Origin of the sequence: Micromonospora arborensis (genome assembly GCF_003205615.1) — a bacterium.
GTDB classification, from domain to species: Bacteria; Actinomycetota; Actinomycetes; order Mycobacteriales; family Micromonosporaceae; genus Micromonospora; species Micromonospora arborensis.
Window position 1 is genome coordinate 40232 of record NZ_PYBV01000035.1, and the last position, 17101, is coordinate 57332.

The window sequence follows — 17101 nt, forward strand, 5'->3', positions numbered from 1 at the left end:
CTCCAGATTGAAGCAGTTTCGCAATCGGCGGCTCAGTTGACCATGCCCTGGGCGGCATTCCTGCATTGTGGACGAGGGACCTCCACCTGCCGAGCGACGACGAGGCCGAGGGAGATGCCTGACAACGCGCTGGCGGTGCTGGTCGGACCTTGCGAGACTCTGACCTGTGCGAGAGCCGGACCGCTTCCGAGCCGCCGTGCACGGCTGGGCGGCCGGCGGTACGGACGTCGCGGCAGCCGCCACAGTGGCCCGCGAGCTGGCCGGCGAGCTGAGCACCGTCGTGCTCGTCGAGGGGTTCAGTGACCAGTGCGCGGTGGAGACCCTCGCTGAGCGGCGTGACCGTGACCTGGCCGGCGAGGGTGTGATCGTCCTGCCGATCGGCGGCGCGATGGGTGTCGCCCGGTACTTGCGGCTCTTCGGCGGGCAGGGGCTGGCGCTGACCGTACGAGGGCTCTGCGACGAGGCCGAGGAGGGCTTCTTCCGGCGCGGGCTGGAGCAGGCCGGCTTCGGCACCGACCTGAGCCGCTCGGCGATGGAGGCGCTCGGCTTCCACGTGTGCGTGGCCGACCTGGAGGACGAGCTGATCCGCGCTCTCGGCAGCGCCGGTGTCGAGCGGGTCATCGACGCCGAGGGCGATCTGGCCAGGTTCCGGGTCTTCCAGAACCAGCCCGCGCAGCGCGGGCGGACGATCGAGCGGCAACTGCGCCGCTTCCTGGGCACGATGAGCGGCCGCAAGGCGCGTTACGCTCGCGCGCTCGTCCGCGCCTGCGACCCGGGGGCCATCCCACGGCCACTGGATCGGCTGCTCACCTGACGGTTCTGCCACGAGCAGATCCGCCACCGGCGAACAGAGGTGCCATCCGCCGACCCGCGCCGGCATGGTGGAGCGCATGAGATTGCTGGTGCTGGGCGGTACGGGTTTCGTGGGCGGGGCGACGGTCACCGAGGCGGTGCGCCGTGGCTGGTCGGTGACCGTGTTCAATCGGGGGCTGCACGGCACGGTGCCGGCCGGCGTACACCGGTTGCGGGGTGACCGCACCGAGCCGGACGGTCTGGCGGCTCTGGCGGGCGGCGAGTGGGATCTGGTCGTCGACACCTGGGATGGCGCCCCGCGGGGGGTGCGGGAAGCGGCCCGCGTACTGGTCGGGTCGGTCGGGCACTACGCCTACATCTCCAGCGGCTCGGTGTACGCCCCACCGGTGCCCGCGCACGTCGGCGAGGAGGCGCCCACAGTGGATGGATCTGCCGACGCAACCGAGGGGGACTACGCGCAGTGCAAGATGGGCGGTGAGCTGGCCGCGACCGAGGTCTTCGGCGAGCGGGCGTTGCTGGTCCGCGCCGGGCTGATCCTCGGCCCGGGTGAGGACATCGGCCGGCTGCCCTGGTGGCTACAGCGGGTGGCCCGCGGTGGCGACGTGCTCGCGCCCGGCCCGGAGGACCTGCCCGTGCAGTACGTCGACGTGCGCGACCTGGCCGGGTGGACGCTCGACCGGGCGGTCGAAGGGATCGGCGGCGCGTTCAACGTCATCAGCCGTTCGGGGCACACCACGATGGGTGAGCTGCTGGCGTCGGTCGTCGCGGTGGCCGGCTCCGACGCCCGGCTGCGGTGGACCGACCCGGAGCCGATCCTGGCCGCCGGCGTGGTCCCCTGGAACGATCTGCCGATCTGGATTCCGCGCGACCACGAGTTCCGGTGGTTGCAGGAGCGCGGGGTGGAGAAGGCGTACGCGGCGGGGTTGACCTGCCGACCGGTGGCCGACACGGTCGCCGACACCTGGCAGTGGCTGCGCTCGGTCGGGTCGGTGCCGCCGCGCGCCGGCCGTCCGGCCCGGGTGACGGTGGGGCTGGACGCCGAGCGGGAGGCGGCGCTGCTCGCCTGACCGGGCGGGCCGGTGGTGCCGAGGTCAGGTCGGCACCACCGGCAGGTCCAGCACCTCGCCGATGTCAGCGTTCCCGGACCACCGCGACCGGGCAGTTGGCGTGCTGGATGAGCTGCTGGCTGACCGAGCCGAGCAGCATCCCGGCCAGCCCGCCCCGGCCCCGGCTGCCGACCACCACCAGCCGCGCGTCACGACTCACCTCGATCAGCATCGCCGCCGGGCTGGCCGGGACCAGGTCGACGGTCATGTCCAGCTCGGGGAACGTCCGTCGCCACGGTTCCAGCGCCTGCTCCACCGCGGCCCGCTCGTCGGGCACCCCGGCCGCCCCGCCAGGGCCCGGTGTCCAGGCGTGCAGGATCCGCAGCGGCACCTGCCGCTGCGCCGCCCGTTCCGCCGCGAAGCCGAGGGCCACCAGCGACGGTTGCGAGCCGTCCGCGCCGACCGCGACCGGGCCGGTCGACGCGTCGACCGGAGCGCGGTCGGCCCCGTCCCGGACCACCACGACCGGGCAGTGTGCGTGGGCGGCTACCGACACCGCCGTCGACCCGGCCAGCAGACCTCCGAATCCGCCGTGGCCGCGACTGCCGAGCACCAGCATCCCGGCCTCGGCCGAGCGTTCCTGCAACACCAGGGCAGGTGGCCCGTCGTACACCTGGCCGGTGACCGTCAGCCCGGGGTGGGTGGCGGTGGCGTCCGCCGCGGCCTTGCGGACCAGCTCCTCGACCTGCCGGCGGGCGGTCTCGTCCGGCCAGACCCCGGGCGCCACGCCCGGACCGACCCAGCCGGCCACGGTCAGCCATTCGAAGACGTACGCCAGCCGCACCGGTTGGCCGCTGTGCCGAGCCTCCTCCAGCGCCCAGTCCACGGCCACCGAGGCGTCGGTGGAGCCGTCGTAGCCGACCAGGATCTCCGCGTCACGCACGTCGTACTCCTCAGGGGTTGGTCGGGTCGGTCTCGCGGACCCAGCGCCACTCGGCGACCTGGGGGTCGTCCTCGCCGTACCGACGGGTGTAGTCGCGGGCCGACTGCCGGGCGTCGACCATCCGCTGGCGCAGGTGCGCGGCGCGGGCGGCCAGCCCGGGCACCCGGTCGATGACGTCGATGACCAGGTGGAAGCGGTCCAGGTCGTTGAGCATCACCATGTCGAACGGGGTGGTGGTGGTGCCCTCCTCCTTGTAGCCGCGCACGTGCAGGTTCTCGTGGTTGCTGCGGCGGTAGGTGAGTCGGTGGATCAGCCACGGGTAGCCGTGGTAGGCGAAGATGATCGGCCGGTCCTCGGTGAAGATGGTGTCGAACTCGTTGTCGGTGAGGCCGTGCGGATGCTCGGTGTCCGGCTGGAGCCGCATCAGGTCGACCACGTTGACCAGCCGCACCTTCAGCTCCGGGAGGTGCTGGCGCAGCAGCTCGGCGGCGGCCAACGCCTCCAGGGTGGGCACGTCCCCGCAGCAGGCGAGCACCACGTCCGGCACGCTGCCGCCGTCGTTGCTGGCCCACTCCCAGATCCCCAGGCCACGGCGGGTGTGCTGGATCGCCTCGGTCATCGTCAGCCAGTTCGGCGCCGCCTGCTTACCGGCCACCACCACGTTGATGTAGTGCCGGCTGCGGAGGCAGTGATCCATCGTGGCGAGCAGGGTGTTGGCGTCCGGCGGCAGATAGACCCGCACGACCTCGGCCTTCTTGTTGACCACGTGGTCGATGAAGCCCGGGTCCTGGTGGGAGAAGCCGTTGTGGTCCTGACGCCAGACGTGGCTGGACAGCAGGTAGTTCAGCGAGGCGATCGGCTGCCGCCACGGGATGCTCCGGGTCACCTTCAGCCACTTGGCGTGCTGGTTGAGCATCGAGTCGACGATGTGGATGAACGCCTCGTAGCTGGTGAACACGCCGTGCCGGCCGGTCAGCAGGTAACCCTCCAGCCAGCCCTGGCACAGGTGCTCGGAGAGCACCTCCATGACCCGACCATCGGGGGAGAGGTGGTCGTCGCCGGGCACGGTGGCGGCCACCCAGGTCCGGCCGGTCACCTCGAACGCGGCGCCCAACCGGTTGGACGCGATCTCGTCCGGGCCGAACAGCCGGAAGGTCTCCGGGTTGGCGCTGATGACGTCGCGGATCCACGGCCCGAGCACCCCGGTCGCGCCGGCCATCGGCTCGCCCGGTTCGGGGACCTCCACGCCGTAGTCACGGAAGTCCGGCAGGGACAGGTCGCGCAGCACCACGCCGCCGTTGGCGACCGGGTTGGCGCTCATCCGCCGGTCACCGCGTGGCGGCAGCGTCCGCAACTCGTCCACCGGCGCACCTGTCGCGTCGAACAGTTCCTCGGGCCGGTAGCTGCGCAGCCACCGCTCCAACTCGGCCAGGTGCGCCGGTTTGTCGCGGACCCCCGACAGGGGCACCTGGTGGGCGCGGTACGTGCCCTCCACCTGGGTGCCGTCGACCTCGCGCGGGCCGGTCCAGCCCTTCGGCGTACGCAGAATGATCATCGGCCAGCGGGGACGTTCGATGACACCACCGGAGCGGGCCCGTCGCTGGATCTCGGCGATCTCGTCCAGCACGCGGTCCAACGTCGCCGCGAGGGCCCGGTGCACCTGGGCGGGCTCGTCGCCGGCCACCACGTACGGCTGGTAGCCCGAACCCCGCAGGAGGTCGAGCAGGTCGGCCTCGGGGATCCGGGCCAGCACCGTCGGGTTGGCGATCTTGTAGCCGTTGAGGTGCAGGATCGGCAGCACCGCACCGTCGCGCGCCGGGTTGAGGAACACGTTGGAGAGCCAGCTCCCGGCCAGCGGCCCGGTCTCCGCCTCGCCGTCGCCGACCACGCAGGCCACCACGAGATCCGGGTGGTCGAACGCGGCGCCGTAGGCGTGGCTCAACGCGTACCCCAGCTCGCCGCCCTCGTGGATCGAACCCGGCACGTCCGACGCGACGTGGCTGGGGATGCCGCCCGGGAAGGAGAACTGGCGGAACAGCTTGGCCATCCCGACCTCGTCGCGTGCGACGTCGTGGTAGCGCTCCGACCAGGTGCCCTCCAGCCAGGTGTTGGCCACGATGGCCGGGCCGCCGTGGCCGGGGCCGGTGATCAGCATGGCGTTGAGGTCGCGCGCCACGATCACCCGGTTGAGGTGGGCGTAGATCAGGTTGAGCCCGGGGCTGGTGCCCCAGTGCCCGAGCAGCCGAGGCTTGATGTCGTCAGGGGTCAGCGGTTCCCGGAGCAGCGGGTTGTCCAGCAGGTAGATCTGCCCGACGGTGAGGTAGTTCGCCGCGCGCCAGTAGGCGTCCAGGCGGCGCAGTTCGTCGTCGGTGAGGGCGCGCTGCACGTCGAGAGCGGTGTCCATCATGCTGCCTCTCGCGGGTAGGGGTGGGGCGTCCGGCGTCCAGCTTCGCCGCTGCGAACGCCCCGGGTCAGGGCCGTTGGTCCCGCACCGGGTGGGCGTCGGGCCCGGTCAGCGGCATCTCGGCCAGGCCCCGGACGACGATCACCGGGGCGGGGGAGTGGTAGAGCAGGGATTGGGCGACCGCGCCCAGCATGGCGCGTGCCGGTTCGTCGCCGCGGGCGGCGACCAGCGCCACCTGGGCCGTACGGGACGTGTCGACCAGCACCTGACCGGGGTCCCCGCGAACCACCCGACACTCGGTGGGCACCGAACTGTTGCGGCTGGTGTGGCGGGCCAGGGCCTCGCTGAGCTGCTCGGCGACCGCGTCGACGTCCTCGTCGTACTCCACGACGCGCAGCGCCAGCAGTCGGGCGCCCCGTCGGGCGGCGCACTCCACGGCCCACTGCAGAGCGAGGTGCGAGCTGGGCGAGCCGTCCACACCGACCAGCACCGGGCCCTGCGGCGGCGGCTCGCGGCGGACCACCAGCAGCGGGCAGCCGGCCCGCGCGGCCAACTGCACGGCGAGCGTGTCGGCCGGGACGCACTGGCCGCTGCCGGCCATCCCGCTGTCGCCGACCGCCAGCAGGAAGGCACCCTCGGACCGGCGGATGAGAGTGGCGAGCGTGGCGCTCTCGACGATCTCGCCGCCCACGGTCAGCTCCGGCTCGACCTGGTGGGCGAGTTGAGCGGCTCGGGTGATCAGATCCTCGGCCTCGGCACGGGGAGCGGCGACGGTGTCCGCGGCGAAGGCCGCGTGCCAGTCGAAGGTGTGCAGCAGGTGCAGGGGTCGGCCGTGCGCGGCGGCCTCCTGCGCGGCCTGTTCGACGACCGGGAGGTCGAGATCCGAGCCGAGACCGACCAGCACCGCTGCATCGGCGGCTGCGGCCATCGACATCACCTCCCGGGCGTCGCGCCCGGCACGACCACACTGTCCCTGACCGAGGGTAGTCGGATGGTCACGTCCGCGGGGCGGTTGTGGGTTCTCGGTGCAGCTCGTCAGCTAGCGGTGGGGGAAGGTGCACGCTGACATGGCCATGTTCACAGGCGTCCACGCTGGCTAGCGTAGGGCTCGTGCAGATTGGCGTGAACGTTCCGAACTTCGGGCCGGGTACCGACCCCGACATGTTGCGACAGTGGGCGCAGACGGTCGAGGGTCTCGGCTTCGACCTGCTGATGGTCTCCGACCACATCGCGATCACCCCGGACGTGGCCGAGCAGTATCCGGCGCCCTTCTACGAGCCGTTCACCACGCTGTCCTGGCTGGCCGGGGTGACCCGCCGGGTCCGGCTGGGCACGACCGTGCTCATCGTCGGGTACCGGCACCCGCTGCTCACCGCCCGGATGGCGGCGAACCTCAACCGGCTCAGCGGTGGCCGGCTCGTCCTCGGCGTCGGAGTCGGCTGGGCCCGGCAGGAGTTCGAGGCGCTCGGCGTGCCGTTCCGGCGGCGCGGCGCGCTGACCGACGAGTACCTGCACGCCATGCGCGAGGCCTGGCGGGACACCGACGACTACGACACGGCTGCGATTCCGATCTGGGTCGGCGGCAACAGTGACGCCGGTATGCGCCGGGCGGTGCTGCTCGGTGACGCCTGGCACCCGCTGCGGTGCACGCCCGAGTGGCTGGCCGAGGCCGCCGGACGGCTGAAGGTCATCGCCGACGAACTGGATCGCCCGGTGCCCGCGTTGATGCCGCGCATCGCACTGCGGGAAACCCCTGAACCGGTCACCGCCCCGGACCGGCTGGCCGGTGTCGGCACCATCGACCAGATCGTCGCCGACCTCGACCGGATCCGTCTGCTCGGGGCGGAGACGGTGGTGCTCGATCCGTTCAACGGTGACCTGACCGAGATCCGCCAGCCCGAACGCGCCTGGCGGACACTCGCCGCCGTGGCCGCGTACCACCGATCCCAGGAGGACCGATGACCCCCGACGACGAGAAGTTCCTCCGCCGCGCCGTGGCGCTCGCCAGCCAGGCCGGGGCGTCCGGCGAACGCCCGTTCGCCTCGTTGCTTGTCGGCGCGGACGGCACTGTCCTGATCGAGGACCACAACACCGTGGTCTCCGACTCGGACATCAGCGCCCACCCCGAGTTGAAGCTGGCCCGCTGGGCCGCTCGGGAACTCGCCCCCGACGTGGCCGCCGGCACCACCATGTTCACCAGTTGCCAGCCCTGCCCGATGTGCGCGACCGCGATCGACCGGTCCGGCCTCGGCCGGGTGGTGTACGCCCTGTCCAGCGAGCAGTTCGAGGAGGTCAAACCGGCGACCCCGCCGCTGCCCCCGGTGCGCTACGAGGGGCCGGCGCTGTTCGACGAGGCCCGCCAGCCGATCGACGACTACTACTAGTTTCGAGCGGTGCTCACTGAGAACCCCCACGGATCTGGGGGTTCTCAGTGCAGGTGATCCGGGGCGGCCGGCCCACCAGGACGCCGCGTCGCGGAGGCCAGGGCGACGCTGCCGTCGGTGGCGCTCTTGTGGGGATCGCCGGCGGCGCCGGCGAACGCGCCGCCGGACCGATCGTGAGCCCGTCGGTCATCGGCTCGACGAACCCTGCCGGTCGTGGGCCGCCGCTGCCGTCTCGCGTACGGCCTCGGCGATGGCCGAGAAGTCCTTCTTGAGGATCGCGCCGTGGTTGCTGGGGACCTTCGCGCTGATTTTGATGTTCGGGTTGCGCTCAGTCACCGCATCGAGGCTGGCGCGGATCCGTTCCTGCTCATCACCTTTGCTTCCGAAGGACGTCCCCGAGGCGACCACGTAGCGCACCGGGACGGCGATGTTGTCCAGCACCGGGCCCAGTTCGCGCTCGCGGGCGAGTCTGCCGATCTCGATGTTGCTGTTCGCCATCTGTTCGGCACTCATCCGTGGGGTCAGGCCCGTGGGGCGCAGCAGCGGCATGAACAGGTTCAACCGCTTGAACGTCTTTCGGATCCGCTGCTCCATGGCCTCGTCGAGCCAGTCGAACGGCTGCGCGCCGTCGACCAGGACCGCACCCAGGGCACGTTCCGGATTCCGGCTGGCCCAGTGTGCCCCGAGGAACGCTCCGTAGGACCAGCCCACCAGCAGCGCCCGGTCCACGCCCCTGGCGGCGAGAACGGCATCGACATCCCGGACGGCGGCCTCGAAGGAATAGTCCGCCGAACGCTTCGACTTCTTGCCGCGGGCCCGCTCGTCGTAGGTGATGTGCCGGTAGTCGGGGCCGAGTTCGGCGATGACCCGCCGCCAGTACCCCTGAGTGGCGAACTGGCCGTTGAGGTAGACCACCGGGATGCCGGGGCCGCCGGTGTCGGCGACGGCCAGCGCGGTGTCGTCGACCGGAATCATGCCGGTCCAGGCCGAAGTGGCCACGTTGGCGCCGGAGATCAGGGTCTTCTTGCTCATCACTTGCTCCTGGGTGTCGTGCTCGGTTGCGATGCCCAGAACGCTACGACACTTGCCAGCGCGTTGGCAATAGTTTGCCAACAGGATTTGCCAATGAGGTTCCTTAAGTCAGGGTCTGTTGCCATGGTTGAGGCAAGCCGGCTAGGCTCGGGATGTGGTGGAGCAACCAGCCTTCGGCCGCCGGCTCAGGCAACTGCGGATCGAGCGGGGCCTGACCCAGGGCGCGCTCGCCGGCGACGGCATGTCGACTGGCTACCTGTCGCGGCTGGAGTCCGGGGCCCGGCAGCCCACCGAACGCGCGCTGGCGCACCTGGCCAGCCAGCTCGGCGTCAGCACCGACGAGCTGGAGGAGTCCACCGCCTCATCACTGGCGCGCAGCCTCACCATCGCCACCGGCCTCGGCGCTGACGAGACGGGCGAGCTGCTGTCCGGTGCGCTGGCCACCGCCGAGGGCGAGGACCCCCTGCTGCGCTGGCAGGCGTTGTGGCGGGTCGCCGGCTGGCGCCGGCACCGCAAGGAGTACGCCGAGCAGCGGGCCTGCCTGGACGAGCTGACCACCCTCAGCGACCAACTCGGACTGCCCGAGTTGCAGGCCAGGGCGCTGGCCGAGCTGGCCCGCTGCCTGCGGTCCACCAGCGAGGTCCCGGCCGCCGTCGACACCGCGCTGGCGGCTCACCGGCTGGCCAAGGACAACGCGCTGGCCCCCTATGTCATGGCGAACGTCCTGCTGGCCGTGGTGTCCGCGCTGGCTGAGGCCGGCCGGCTGCCCGAGGCCAGCCGGCACACCGACGAACTGCTCAGCCTCGTCGAGGGCCGATCAGACACGCTGTGGGCCGAGGCGCTCTGGACCGCGGCCAGCATCCGGCTCCGCCAGGGTGAGCCCGCCGCCGCGGCCGAGCTGCTCGGCGAGGCCGTGCGAGGGTTCGACGGACGGAACAATCCCACCTTGTGGACGCGCCTGCGGATCAGCGCGGCCAAACTCAACCTGGAAACCACCCCGCCGGACACCGAGGCCGCCCACCGCCGCGTGGAGGAAGTCCAGGCCAGCCTCCCCTTGGCCGGAACACCCGCCATCGAACAAGAGCTGCTGTCCCTGCGTGCGCACCTCGCCATGCAGACCGGACGCACCGCCGAAGCCCGCGCGATGCTCGACCAGCTCGACCACCTCGACCCGCTCCTGCCCTACCAGCACCGCATCGAACTCGACGTGCTGCGCAACCGGCTCCTGCTACAGGACGGCGCACGCGACGAAGCAATCGCCGGCCTGCGCGGCCTCGCCGAACAGGCCCAGGGCAACGGCAACATGGCGCTGGCCGCTGAGATCTGGCGGCTCCTCGCCGAATCCCTCGCCCACGACACCCCACGGCCGCCTCGCGCTTAGACCCAGGCACCATCCGCCCAGGCGGCAACGGGACGGGAACGCGGTTGTCGGTTCTCAGCGAAGGTGATCCAGGGCGCCCGATTGCTCCGCGTCCGGGTCGTCTCAGTGCCCCGTAGCGTAGGCGTTGATGGCGTCTGCATGCCAGGTGTACTCGATCTCGGGCAACTCGAACCCTGTGGGGAAGCGCGCCAGGCGGGCCGCTGTGGCGTGCCCGCCCGCCTTGGCGTAGAAGGCTGTCGCGCGGGTGTTGTCGCGTAGCACTTCCAGATACACAGATTGGCCAGGGCGAGTGGTAGCGGCCCAGGTCAAGGCGTGCCGTAGCAAGCAGCGTCCGATACCACCGCCGGTGTGTGCCGGATCGACGTGCAGGTTGTCGAGCAGGATCCGTCCGTCGTGGCCGGGGATGAGGTAGGCGAAGCCAAGTAGGTCCATGCCGTGCTCGGCGATCAGCAGGTGGCCGCCAGCCATGTCGCCGTCGCGCTGAGCCGTAGGCGCCAACCGGCTCTTCCACATGCCTGCCTGCTGGTCCCGCAGCGGGCCGTCCAAGTAGCTGGCCGGCATCAGGCCGGCATACGCTGCCTGCCAACTGTCGGTGTGCAGGCTGGCGACACGTAAGGTGTCCTGTGCGGTTCCGGTCCTGACCTTCAGGATCTTGATGCTCTCATGCAGGTGCACCCAAGGCGTCTATGCCACTCATGTGACCGTCCGCACATCGGCTAGGTGCGCGAGGAAGTCGCGCCGACGTACCCACATCGTCAGATGGGCGTATGGCGATGTGCGGATGCCTATGAGCGTGTGTTCTCGGGTGTGGACACCGTTGGGAGTAGCAGGATACGGCCGGTGTGAGAGCGGGCCTCGATGAGTTCGTGGGCGGTCGCGGCCTGGGTGAGTGGGAGGCGGGCGTGCACGGTGGTGCGCAGTTGGCCTGCCGCGAACAGGTCGGCGATCTCGTCCATCTCGTGGCGCGCCTGGTCCGGGTTCGCATGGCGCCAAGCGGTGAGGTTGAAGCCGGTAACGGATCGCAGCGCGAAGAGTTTGGCGACGGGGATCTGTTCCAGTTCTCCGGTCGCGGCGCCGTAGACCATGGCGCGGCCGAAGGGCGCAAGTAGGTCGAGGCTGGATTGCAGGACCGGTCCACCGACCGCGTCGAGGACGACGTCGACACCATCCGGGGCGGCTGCGCGGACCTGGTCGGGCCAGTCAGGTTGTGCGTAGTCGATGGCGACGTCGGCACCGACGGTCCGTACGAAGTCGAGCTTGCGTGATGATCGGGCAGTGCCGATGACGGTGCCGGCGCCGAGGAGCTTGGCGAGTTGAACGGCGAGGTGCCCGATGCCGCCGGCGGCGGCATGGATCAGGACGGTGTCGCCGGAGTTCAGCGGCGCGGCGCGAAGGATCCGCAGGGCGACGGGGGCGCTCATGGCAAGCATGCTGGCGTCACCGGAATCGAGGTGGTCAGGGACGGCGGCGAGCCATTGTGCTTCGGCGACGATGAAGTCCGCGTACGCGTCCTCGGCGAGCGCGGCAACCCGTCGGCCCACCAGCTGCGGGTCGACGCCGGGGCCCACCCGGGTGACCGTGCCGACGACGTCACCGGTCGGCCGGCCAGGCAGCGGGCGCTGGAAGATGCTGCCGCTGCCGGGTCCACGGCGGAACCGGGTGTCGACGAAGTTGACGCCGATCGCCTCGACTTGCAGCAGTACCTGCCCCACCTGCGGGACCGGCTGGTCGACGTCCTCGACGGTCAGTACCTCCGGCCCGCCGTACTCGTAGTACCGGACGCGTCGCATGGCCACCCCTCACTTAAAATGGACCGACAGTCAACTTCAGTTCAGAATGCTACTGGACCGCTGGTCCAGTTGTCGAGGAGCGTCATGACCGAGCCCGAACGCCTCCGCGCCGACGCGGTCCGCAACCGCACGGCCATCCTGCGCGCCACCGAGGAACTACTGACCCGGCATCACCCGCAGCAGATCTCGATGGAACAGGTGGCCGCGGCAGCCGGCGTTGGCAAGGGCACGGTGTTCCACCGCTTCGGCAGTCGGTACGGGCTCATGCGCGCACTCATGCAGGAACGCGCGCAAGACCTGGAGATCGCGATCAACACCGGCCCGCCGCCGCTGGGTCAGGGCGCCCCGCCGCGCGTACGACTCCTGGCCTTCCTCACTGCAGTGGTTGAGTTGGTCGCCCGCAACAAGGGCCTGCTCGCCGCCCTCGGCCCCGCGGCGCCCGTCACCGCCGCGCCGGAACAGGAACCGCGCGAGGCGCATCCGGTCTACCGGTCCTGGCACGGCCATATCAGCCAGCTGGTCCACCAGCAGCGGCCGGACCTCGACGCCGACATGCTCGCCCACGTCCTCCTCGCCACTCTGCACAGCGAACCGATCCTGAACGCACTGGAGCGTGGCGACGGGAACCGCCTCGACCGGACCCTGCGCGACCTGGTGACCGGCCTGATGCCTGAGTAACCCCGGACGGCGGCACGCAGCCGGGCGGATCAGATCCAGTGAGAACCGATCAACTCCGCTGGAGAACCCACAATGGTGGCGCGGTTGCAGACAAGCCGCGCGTCAACTGGGGTTGACACGAGTGGCGCTGTCAACGTATGTTGACGACATGAGTCAGGCGACGGAACTCGCGGCGGCAGCCGGCAGCACCGACCCCCGGGTCGGGCTGCGCGCCGTCCGCGCGCTGCGCCGGCTGCTCGAGCGGCTCGAGGTGGTCCAGGTGGACAACGCCCGTCGACAGGGCTGGTCCTGGCAGGAGATCGCCGACGCGCTCGAGGTCAGCCGGCAGGCCGTGCACAAGAAGCACGCTGGGCGACCGGCGGTCAAGTCATCCTGGGAGGCGTGATGTTCGAACGGTTCACCGACCGGGCGCGCGGCGTGGTGCGACGGGCGCTGGAGGAGGCTCGGGCCGAGGGCCAGCGGCCGGTCGGCACCGAGCACCTGCTGCTCGCCCTGCTCGACGACGACGCAGGCCTGGCCAGCCGGGTCCTCGCCGACGCCGGCGTGCGCGCCGACGACCTGCGCGAGCGCGTCCGCCGGCACACCGTCAGCGGTGGCGCCGGCCTCGGCGACGCGGACGCGGCGGCCCTGCGGGAGATCGGCATCGACCTGGCCGCGATCGTGGCCCGCATCGAGGAGTCCTTCGGCCCGGACGCGCTGCGCGAGGCCGTGCCGGCACCGCGTAGCCGCTGGGGCCGCAGGCGGCGGCGGTACCTCGGCGGCCCGTTCTCGCCCCGGTCCAAGAAGGCGTTGGAGTTGTCCCTGCGGGAGGCGCTGCGCCTGCACCACCGCCACATCGGCACCGAGCACATCCTGCTCGGGGTGCTCCGGGAGGGGCATGGGCTGGGCGCGCTGGTGCTCACCGAATCCGGTGTCGACCTCGACGATCTGCGCCGCCGGGTGGAGGTCGCACTGCGAGCGGCGGCCTGACGGGTGCGCTCGCGTTGAAACCTGTCTGTGGCGCTTTCGACGCGAGCACCCCGCTGGGTCGCTGAAGCCGCCCCGGTGCTGCACACTGGCGCCCGTGGATGCTGGACAGGACAGGCGACCCTCGGGTGGTGACGGTGGGCTGCGCTCCGCCGTGGTGGTCAACCCGGTGAAGGTCGACGATCTCGACGAGCTGCGCCGCACCGTGAACGAGGCCCTCGCCGCGGCCGGCTGGCCCGAGCCGCAGTGGCACGAGACCACCGTCGAGGATCCGGGCCGCGGCCAGACCGAGCGGGCCGTCAAGGCCGGCGTCGACCTGGTCTTCGCCTGCGGCGGCGACGGCACCGTGATGTCCTGCGTCAGCGCGCTGGTCGGCACCGACGTGGCCCTCGCGGTGCTGCCGCAGGGCACCGGCAACCTGCTCGCCGCCAACCTCGGGCTCTCCACCGATCTGGCCGCCGGGCTGCAGGTCGCCGTCGAGCGGGGCCGACGGCTGCTCGACGTCGGCGCCGTCGAGGACAGGTACTTCACCGTGATGGCCGGCATGGGCTTCGACGCCCAGATGCTCGCCGCCACCTCCGAGACCACGAAGGCCCGCATCGGCTGGCCGGCGTACGTCGTGGGCGCCGCCCGGCACCTGCGGGACCGGCCGATGCGGGTGCAGATCCGCATCGACGACCGCCCGCCGGTGCGCCGCCGGGCCCGTTCGGTCCTGATCGCCAACGTCGGCCGGCTGCAGGGCGGGGTGACCCTGCTGACCGAGGCCGAGCCGGACGACGGCTGGCTCGACGTCGCCGTGCTCACCCCGCGCAACCTGCGGCACTGGCTCGCGCTCGGTTGGGCGGTGATCCGCCGCAGCGGCCAGGTGCCGCAGATGGAGGTGTTCCGGGGGCGGCGCGTGGTGGTCACCAGCAACCGGGCCCAGCCCAGGGAGTTGGACGGCGACCTCATCTCCCCGGGCCGGCACCTGCGGGCGGCCATCCGGCCCCAGTCGCTCTGGCTCTGCGTTCCCCAACCCGAGGACGCCCCCGACCTGGCCGTCGACGTGCAGGGCGCCGGGGAGCGGGGCGAGCAGCTGATCGAGGAGGCACGCCGTGAGTAGCACCCGGATCGTGCCGGAGACCCGGCTGATGGCCGACGAGGAGCTGTCCGCCGACGACGCCTGGCACACACTGCGCCGTGAGGGCCGCTGGCACCTGCTGCGGGACGCCTTCATCCGGTTCCGCTACGGCGACGGTTTCAGCCACTCCCGGGCCTTCGCGCTGCAGCTCTGCCTCGCCGTGGTGCCGTTCCTGATCGCCCTCACCGGCCTGATCAGTGAACTGGGCGTCGAGGAGGGCGGCCAGGTGGTCGCCGACACCGTCCTGGCGCTCACCCCGGGGCAGAGCGCGCAGATGGTCGCCGAGCTGCTGGGCGAGGGCGAACGCGTCGAGGACGCCGGGGAGGTGGCACTCACCCTCGGTCTGCTCACCGGCCTGTTCGCGTTGACCACCACCATGGCCCAGATCGAGCGGGGCGCCAACCGGATCTACGGCGTCGAGCGGGACCGCCCCGCGCTGCGGAAATACCTCCGCGCCGCCGTGCTGGCCATCACCGCCGGCCTGCCCGCGCTCGCCGGCTTCCTGATCCTGGTCGGCGGCGGCGCGATGGGTGACTCGGTGCGGAAGCACTACGAGTGGGGCGCGGTCGCCAACGGCATCTGGGACGTGGTCCGCTTTCCCCTGAGCCTCGGGCTGACCGTCCTCGCCGTCGCCGTGCTGTTCCGGCACGCGCCGCGTCGCAACCAGCCCGGCCTGTCCTGGCTGCTGTTCGGCGCGGGCATCGCCACGGCCCTGTGGTGGCTGGCCAGCCTGCTGCTTGCCGCGTACGTGCGGTTCAGTGACGGTTTCGGGCAGACCTACGGCGCACTGACCGGCATGATGGCGCTGCTGCTCTGGGCCAACCTGACCGGGATTGCGCTCTTCGGTGGGCTGGCCTTCGCCGCCCAGTTGGAGGCCCTGCGGATCGGTGTGCAGGAGCCGGCCCAACCCGACCTGTGGGAGCCCGACAACGACCGCGCCGAGCTCGTCGACACCGGGGACATGACGGCGCTGTAGCGGCACCGGCGTGTACGACGGACGCGGATCGGGTAAAACGCCTCGCCAGGCAGACAAGGGAGGTGCGGGGTGACCGCGGTCAAAGAGGTGGCGCGACGTCCGATCGGTCATTTCGCCGAGCGGAGCGTCGCCGGTCTGGCGGCCGTCACCGGCGCCGGGGTGGGCTTCGGGCTGCTGTTGCTGCTCGTCCGGGTGCGGTGGAGTCCGTTGCAGGACGTCGACCACGCGGGCGCCGAGTGGTTCAACGGTCTCGTCGCCCCGCACCACGCGCTTGTCACCGTCCTGCAGGCGGTGACCGACCTGGGCGGCCGCCCGGTCCTCATCTGGTTGGTCAGCATCGCCGTGGTCGGGCTGCTGATTCGGAAACAACCACGGCTGGCCGTCTACCTGATCATCACCGGGGTCGGTGGTCTGATCCTCGACCCGTCGCTGAAGACGCTTGTCGGCCGGCTCCGCCCGGTCGTGGACGTGCCGATCGCGAGCGCTCCGGGTAACAGCTTCCCGAGCGGGCACGCGCTGGGCTCGTTCGTCGCGTACGGGGCTCTGCTGCTGGTGTTCCTGCCGGCCATGGCGCCCCGCTGGCGAAAGCCGGCGATCGTCGGCGTCGGCGTGCTGGTGGCGTTGGTCGGTCTGACCCGGATCGCGCTGGGCGTGCACTACCTCTCGGACGTGCTGGCCGGCTGGCTGCTCGGTGCGGCCTGGCTGGGCGTCACCGCGTACGCCTTCCGGCTGTGGCGTCGCGAGCGGGGGCGTCCGGTGCCGCCGCTGAGCGAGGGCCTCGAGCCGGAGGCCGGGCACGACATCGCCCCCGCCCCGGCGGAGGAGCACGTGCTGGCCCACCCCCGCTCGGCGGTGGCCGAGCTGCTGGTCGGCTGGGTGCTCGTGTTCGGGGCGCTGTACGGCTTCGGCATGTACGTCAGCTACCACGCCAAGGGCACCCTCTTCGCCACCCTCGACACGGAGGTGCCCCGCTGGTTCGCCGACCGGCACACCGAGGTGCTGACCGAGGTGAGCTGGTGGTGGAGCAAGTTCGGTGACACCCACGCGATCCTGATCATCTCGCTGGTGTTCTGCCCGCTGGTGCTGGCGGTCTGGCGGCGCTGGCGGCCGGTGCTCTTCGTGGCGCTGGCGATGGTGGGTGAGCTGACCCTCTTCCTCGCCTCGGCCCGGGCTGTCGACCGGCCGCGCCCGCCGGTGGAGAATCTCGACGGGCAGATGCCCACCTCGTCGTTCCCGTCGGGGCACATCGCGGCCACGATCTGCGTCTGGCTGGCGATCACCGTCGTCGTCTTCCCGCGTACCGATCGGTGGTGGCGGTGGATCTTCGTGGCGTTGGCCGTGATCATGCCGGTCGGGGTGGCCACCTCCCGGATGTACCGGGGGATGCACCATCCGACCGACTTCATGGGCGCGATCCTGCTCTCCGCGCTCTGGATCGGGCTGCTCTACCTCGTCGTCCGCCCGAACGCCGACCTGAAGGACGGCAACCAACCGGCCATCGAGTCGGAGGACGTGGACACCCTCGACGACGAGCTGGCGCGGGCCGGCCGAGCCGACTGAGCGCCGCC

At 71.4% G+C, this 17101-nt stretch carries 17 protein-coding genes; 11 read left to right on the top strand and 6 right to left on the bottom strand.

Annotated elements, in window-relative coordinates:
* Positions 1-166: 166 nt before the first annotated feature.
* Both C7C45_RS25365 and C7C45_RS25370 read left to right on the top strand, forming a co-directional pair.
* Positions 167-814, top strand: a complete 648-nt coding sequence (locus C7C45_RS25365) for a TOPRIM nucleotidyl transferase/hydrolase domain-containing protein (protein ID WP_110566217.1) — start codon at positions 167-169, stop codon at positions 812-814.
* Between the two features lie 76 nt (positions 815-890).
* Positions 891-1880: an NAD-dependent epimerase/dehydratase family protein gene (locus tag C7C45_RS25370; RefSeq protein ID WP_110566244.1), complete on the top strand. Its 990-nt coding sequence runs from the start codon at positions 891-893 to the stop codon at positions 1878-1880.
* Positions 1881-1944: 64 nt separating this feature from the next.
* Here C7C45_RS25370 and C7C45_RS25375 read toward each other — a convergent pair whose 3' ends face one another.
* The 3 genes from C7C45_RS25375 to C7C45_RS25385 form a co-directional block, all read right to left on the bottom strand.
* Positions 1945-2802 (bottom strand): universal stress protein, encoded by an 858-nt coding sequence (locus C7C45_RS25375; RefSeq protein ID WP_110566218.1) that lies wholly within the window; start codon positions 2800-2802, stop codon positions 1945-1947.
* Positions 2803-2812: 10 nt separating this feature from the next.
* The gene (locus C7C45_RS25380) at positions 2813-5206 is read right to left on the bottom strand and encodes a phosphoketolase family protein (protein WP_110566245.1); all 2394 of its coding nucleotides are present in this window, start codon (positions 5204-5206) and stop codon (positions 2813-2815) included.
* 67 nt (positions 5207-5273) lie between these two features.
* On the bottom strand, positions 5274-6134 hold the full coding sequence (locus C7C45_RS25385) for a universal stress protein (RefSeq protein ID WP_110566246.1): 861 nt from the start codon (positions 6132-6134) through the stop codon (positions 5274-5276).
* A gap of 182 nt (positions 6135-6316) precedes the next feature.
* Here C7C45_RS25385 and C7C45_RS25390 point away from each other — a divergent pair, with 182 nt between their 5' ends.
* The gene (locus C7C45_RS25390; protein WP_110566219.1) at positions 6317-7168 is read left to right on the top strand and encodes an LLM class flavin-dependent oxidoreductase; all 852 of its coding nucleotides are present in this window, start codon (positions 6317-6319) and stop codon (positions 7166-7168) included.
* Positions 7165-7590 (top strand): nucleoside deaminase, encoded by a 426-nt coding sequence (locus C7C45_RS25395; protein WP_110566220.1) that lies wholly within the window; start codon positions 7165-7167, stop codon positions 7588-7590. Before C7C45_RS25390 ends, C7C45_RS25395 begins: the two co-directional genes overlap by 4 nt.
* A gap of 186 nt (positions 7591-7776) precedes the next feature.
* On the opposite strand, the gene C7C45_RS25400 is transcribed toward C7C45_RS25395, so the two are convergent.
* Positions 7777-8622: an alpha/beta fold hydrolase gene (locus C7C45_RS25400; RefSeq protein WP_110566221.1), complete on the bottom strand. Its 846-nt coding sequence runs from the start codon at positions 8620-8622 to the stop codon at positions 7777-7779.
* Positions 8623-8779: 157 nt separating this feature from the next.
* On the opposite strand from C7C45_RS25400, the gene C7C45_RS25405 reads away from it, so the two are divergent.
* Positions 8780-10003, top strand: a complete 1224-nt coding sequence (locus C7C45_RS25405) for a helix-turn-helix domain-containing protein (protein WP_244200561.1) — start codon at positions 8780-8782, stop codon at positions 10001-10003.
* Positions 10004-10105: 102 nt separating this feature from the next.
* Here C7C45_RS25405 and C7C45_RS25410 read toward each other — a convergent pair whose 3' ends face one another.
* Together C7C45_RS25410 and C7C45_RS25415 are read right to left on the bottom strand one after the other, a co-directional pair.
* Entirely contained in the window at positions 10106-10678 is a 573-nt protein-coding gene (locus tag C7C45_RS25410; RefSeq protein WP_208641320.1) for a GNAT family N-acetyltransferase, read from the bottom strand.
* A 110-nt stretch (positions 10679-10788) separates the two neighbouring features.
* Positions 10789-11793 carry a quinone oxidoreductase family protein gene (locus C7C45_RS25415; protein ID WP_110566223.1) on the bottom strand — a complete coding sequence of 335 codons (1005 nt, stop codon included), beginning with the start codon at positions 11791-11793 and terminating at the stop codon, positions 10789-10791.
* A gap of 84 nt (positions 11794-11877) precedes the next feature.
* Between C7C45_RS25415 and C7C45_RS25420 the strand changes: the two genes are divergently transcribed.
* From C7C45_RS25420 to C7C45_RS25445, 6 genes are all read left to right on the top strand, one after another.
* Positions 11878-12471, top strand: coding sequence for a TetR/AcrR family transcriptional regulator (locus C7C45_RS25420; protein ID WP_110566224.1), 594 nt, complete (start codon positions 11878-11880; stop codon positions 12469-12471).
* Between the two features lie 148 nt (positions 12472-12619).
* Positions 12620-12856, top strand: a complete 237-nt coding sequence (locus C7C45_RS25425; protein ID WP_110566225.1) for an HTH domain-containing protein — start codon at positions 12620-12622, stop codon at positions 12854-12856.
* A complete protein-coding gene (locus tag C7C45_RS25430) occupies positions 12856-13440 on the top strand; it encodes a Clp protease N-terminal domain-containing protein (protein WP_110566226.1) in 585 nt (194 codons plus the stop codon). The genes C7C45_RS25425 and C7C45_RS25430 overlap by 1 nt, the downstream gene beginning before the upstream one ends.
* A gap of 94 nt (positions 13441-13534) precedes the next feature.
* Complete coding sequence (locus C7C45_RS25435) at positions 13535-14539, top strand: diacylglycerol/lipid kinase family protein (protein ID WP_110566227.1); 1005 nt, start codon at positions 13535-13537, stop codon at positions 14537-14539.
* Positions 14532-15533 carry a YihY/virulence factor BrkB family protein gene (locus C7C45_RS25440; RefSeq protein ID WP_110566228.1) on the top strand — a complete coding sequence of 334 codons (1002 nt, stop codon included), beginning with the start codon at positions 14532-14534 and terminating at the stop codon, positions 15531-15533. Before C7C45_RS25435 ends, C7C45_RS25440 begins: the two co-directional genes overlap by 8 nt.
* Before the next feature lie 69 nt (positions 15534-15602).
* Positions 15603-17093 (top strand): phosphatase PAP2 family protein, encoded by a 1491-nt coding sequence (locus C7C45_RS25445; protein ID WP_110566229.1) that lies wholly within the window; start codon positions 15603-15605, stop codon positions 17091-17093.
* Positions 17094-17101 lie beyond the last annotated feature (8 nt).

Coding starts and splice junctions, on each gene's coding strand:
- C7C45_RS25430 (WP_110566226.1), top strand. CDS start 12,856: ATGTTCGAACGGTTCACCGACCGGGCGCGCGGCGTGGTGCGACGGGCG.
- C7C45_RS25425 (WP_110566225.1), top strand. CDS start 12,620: ATGAGTCAGGCGACGGAACTCGCGGCGGCAGCCGGCAGCACCGACCCC.
- C7C45_RS25370 (WP_110566244.1), top strand. CDS start 891: ATGAGATTGCTGGTGCTGGGCGGTACGGGTTTCGTGGGCGGGGCGACG.
- C7C45_RS25385 (WP_110566246.1), bottom strand. CDS start 6,134: ATGGCCGCAGCCGCCGATGCAGCGGTGCTGGTCGGTCTCGGCTCGGAT.
- C7C45_RS25420 (WP_110566224.1), top strand. CDS start 11,878: ATGACCGAGCCCGAACGCCTCCGCGCCGACGCGGTCCGCAACCGCACG.
- C7C45_RS25400 (WP_110566221.1), bottom strand. CDS start 8,622: ATGAGCAAGAAGACCCTGATCTCCGGCGCCAACGTGGCCACTTCGGCC.
- C7C45_RS25415 (WP_110566223.1), bottom strand. CDS start 11,793: ATGCGACGCGTCCGGTACTACGAGTACGGCGGGCCGGAGGTACTGACC.
- C7C45_RS25380 (WP_110566245.1), bottom strand. CDS start 5,206: ATGGACACCGCTCTCGACGTGCAGCGCGCCCTCACCGACGACGAACTG.
- C7C45_RS25395 (WP_110566220.1), top strand. CDS start 7,165: ATGACCCCCGACGACGAGAAGTTCCTCCGCCGCGCCGTGGCGCTCGCC.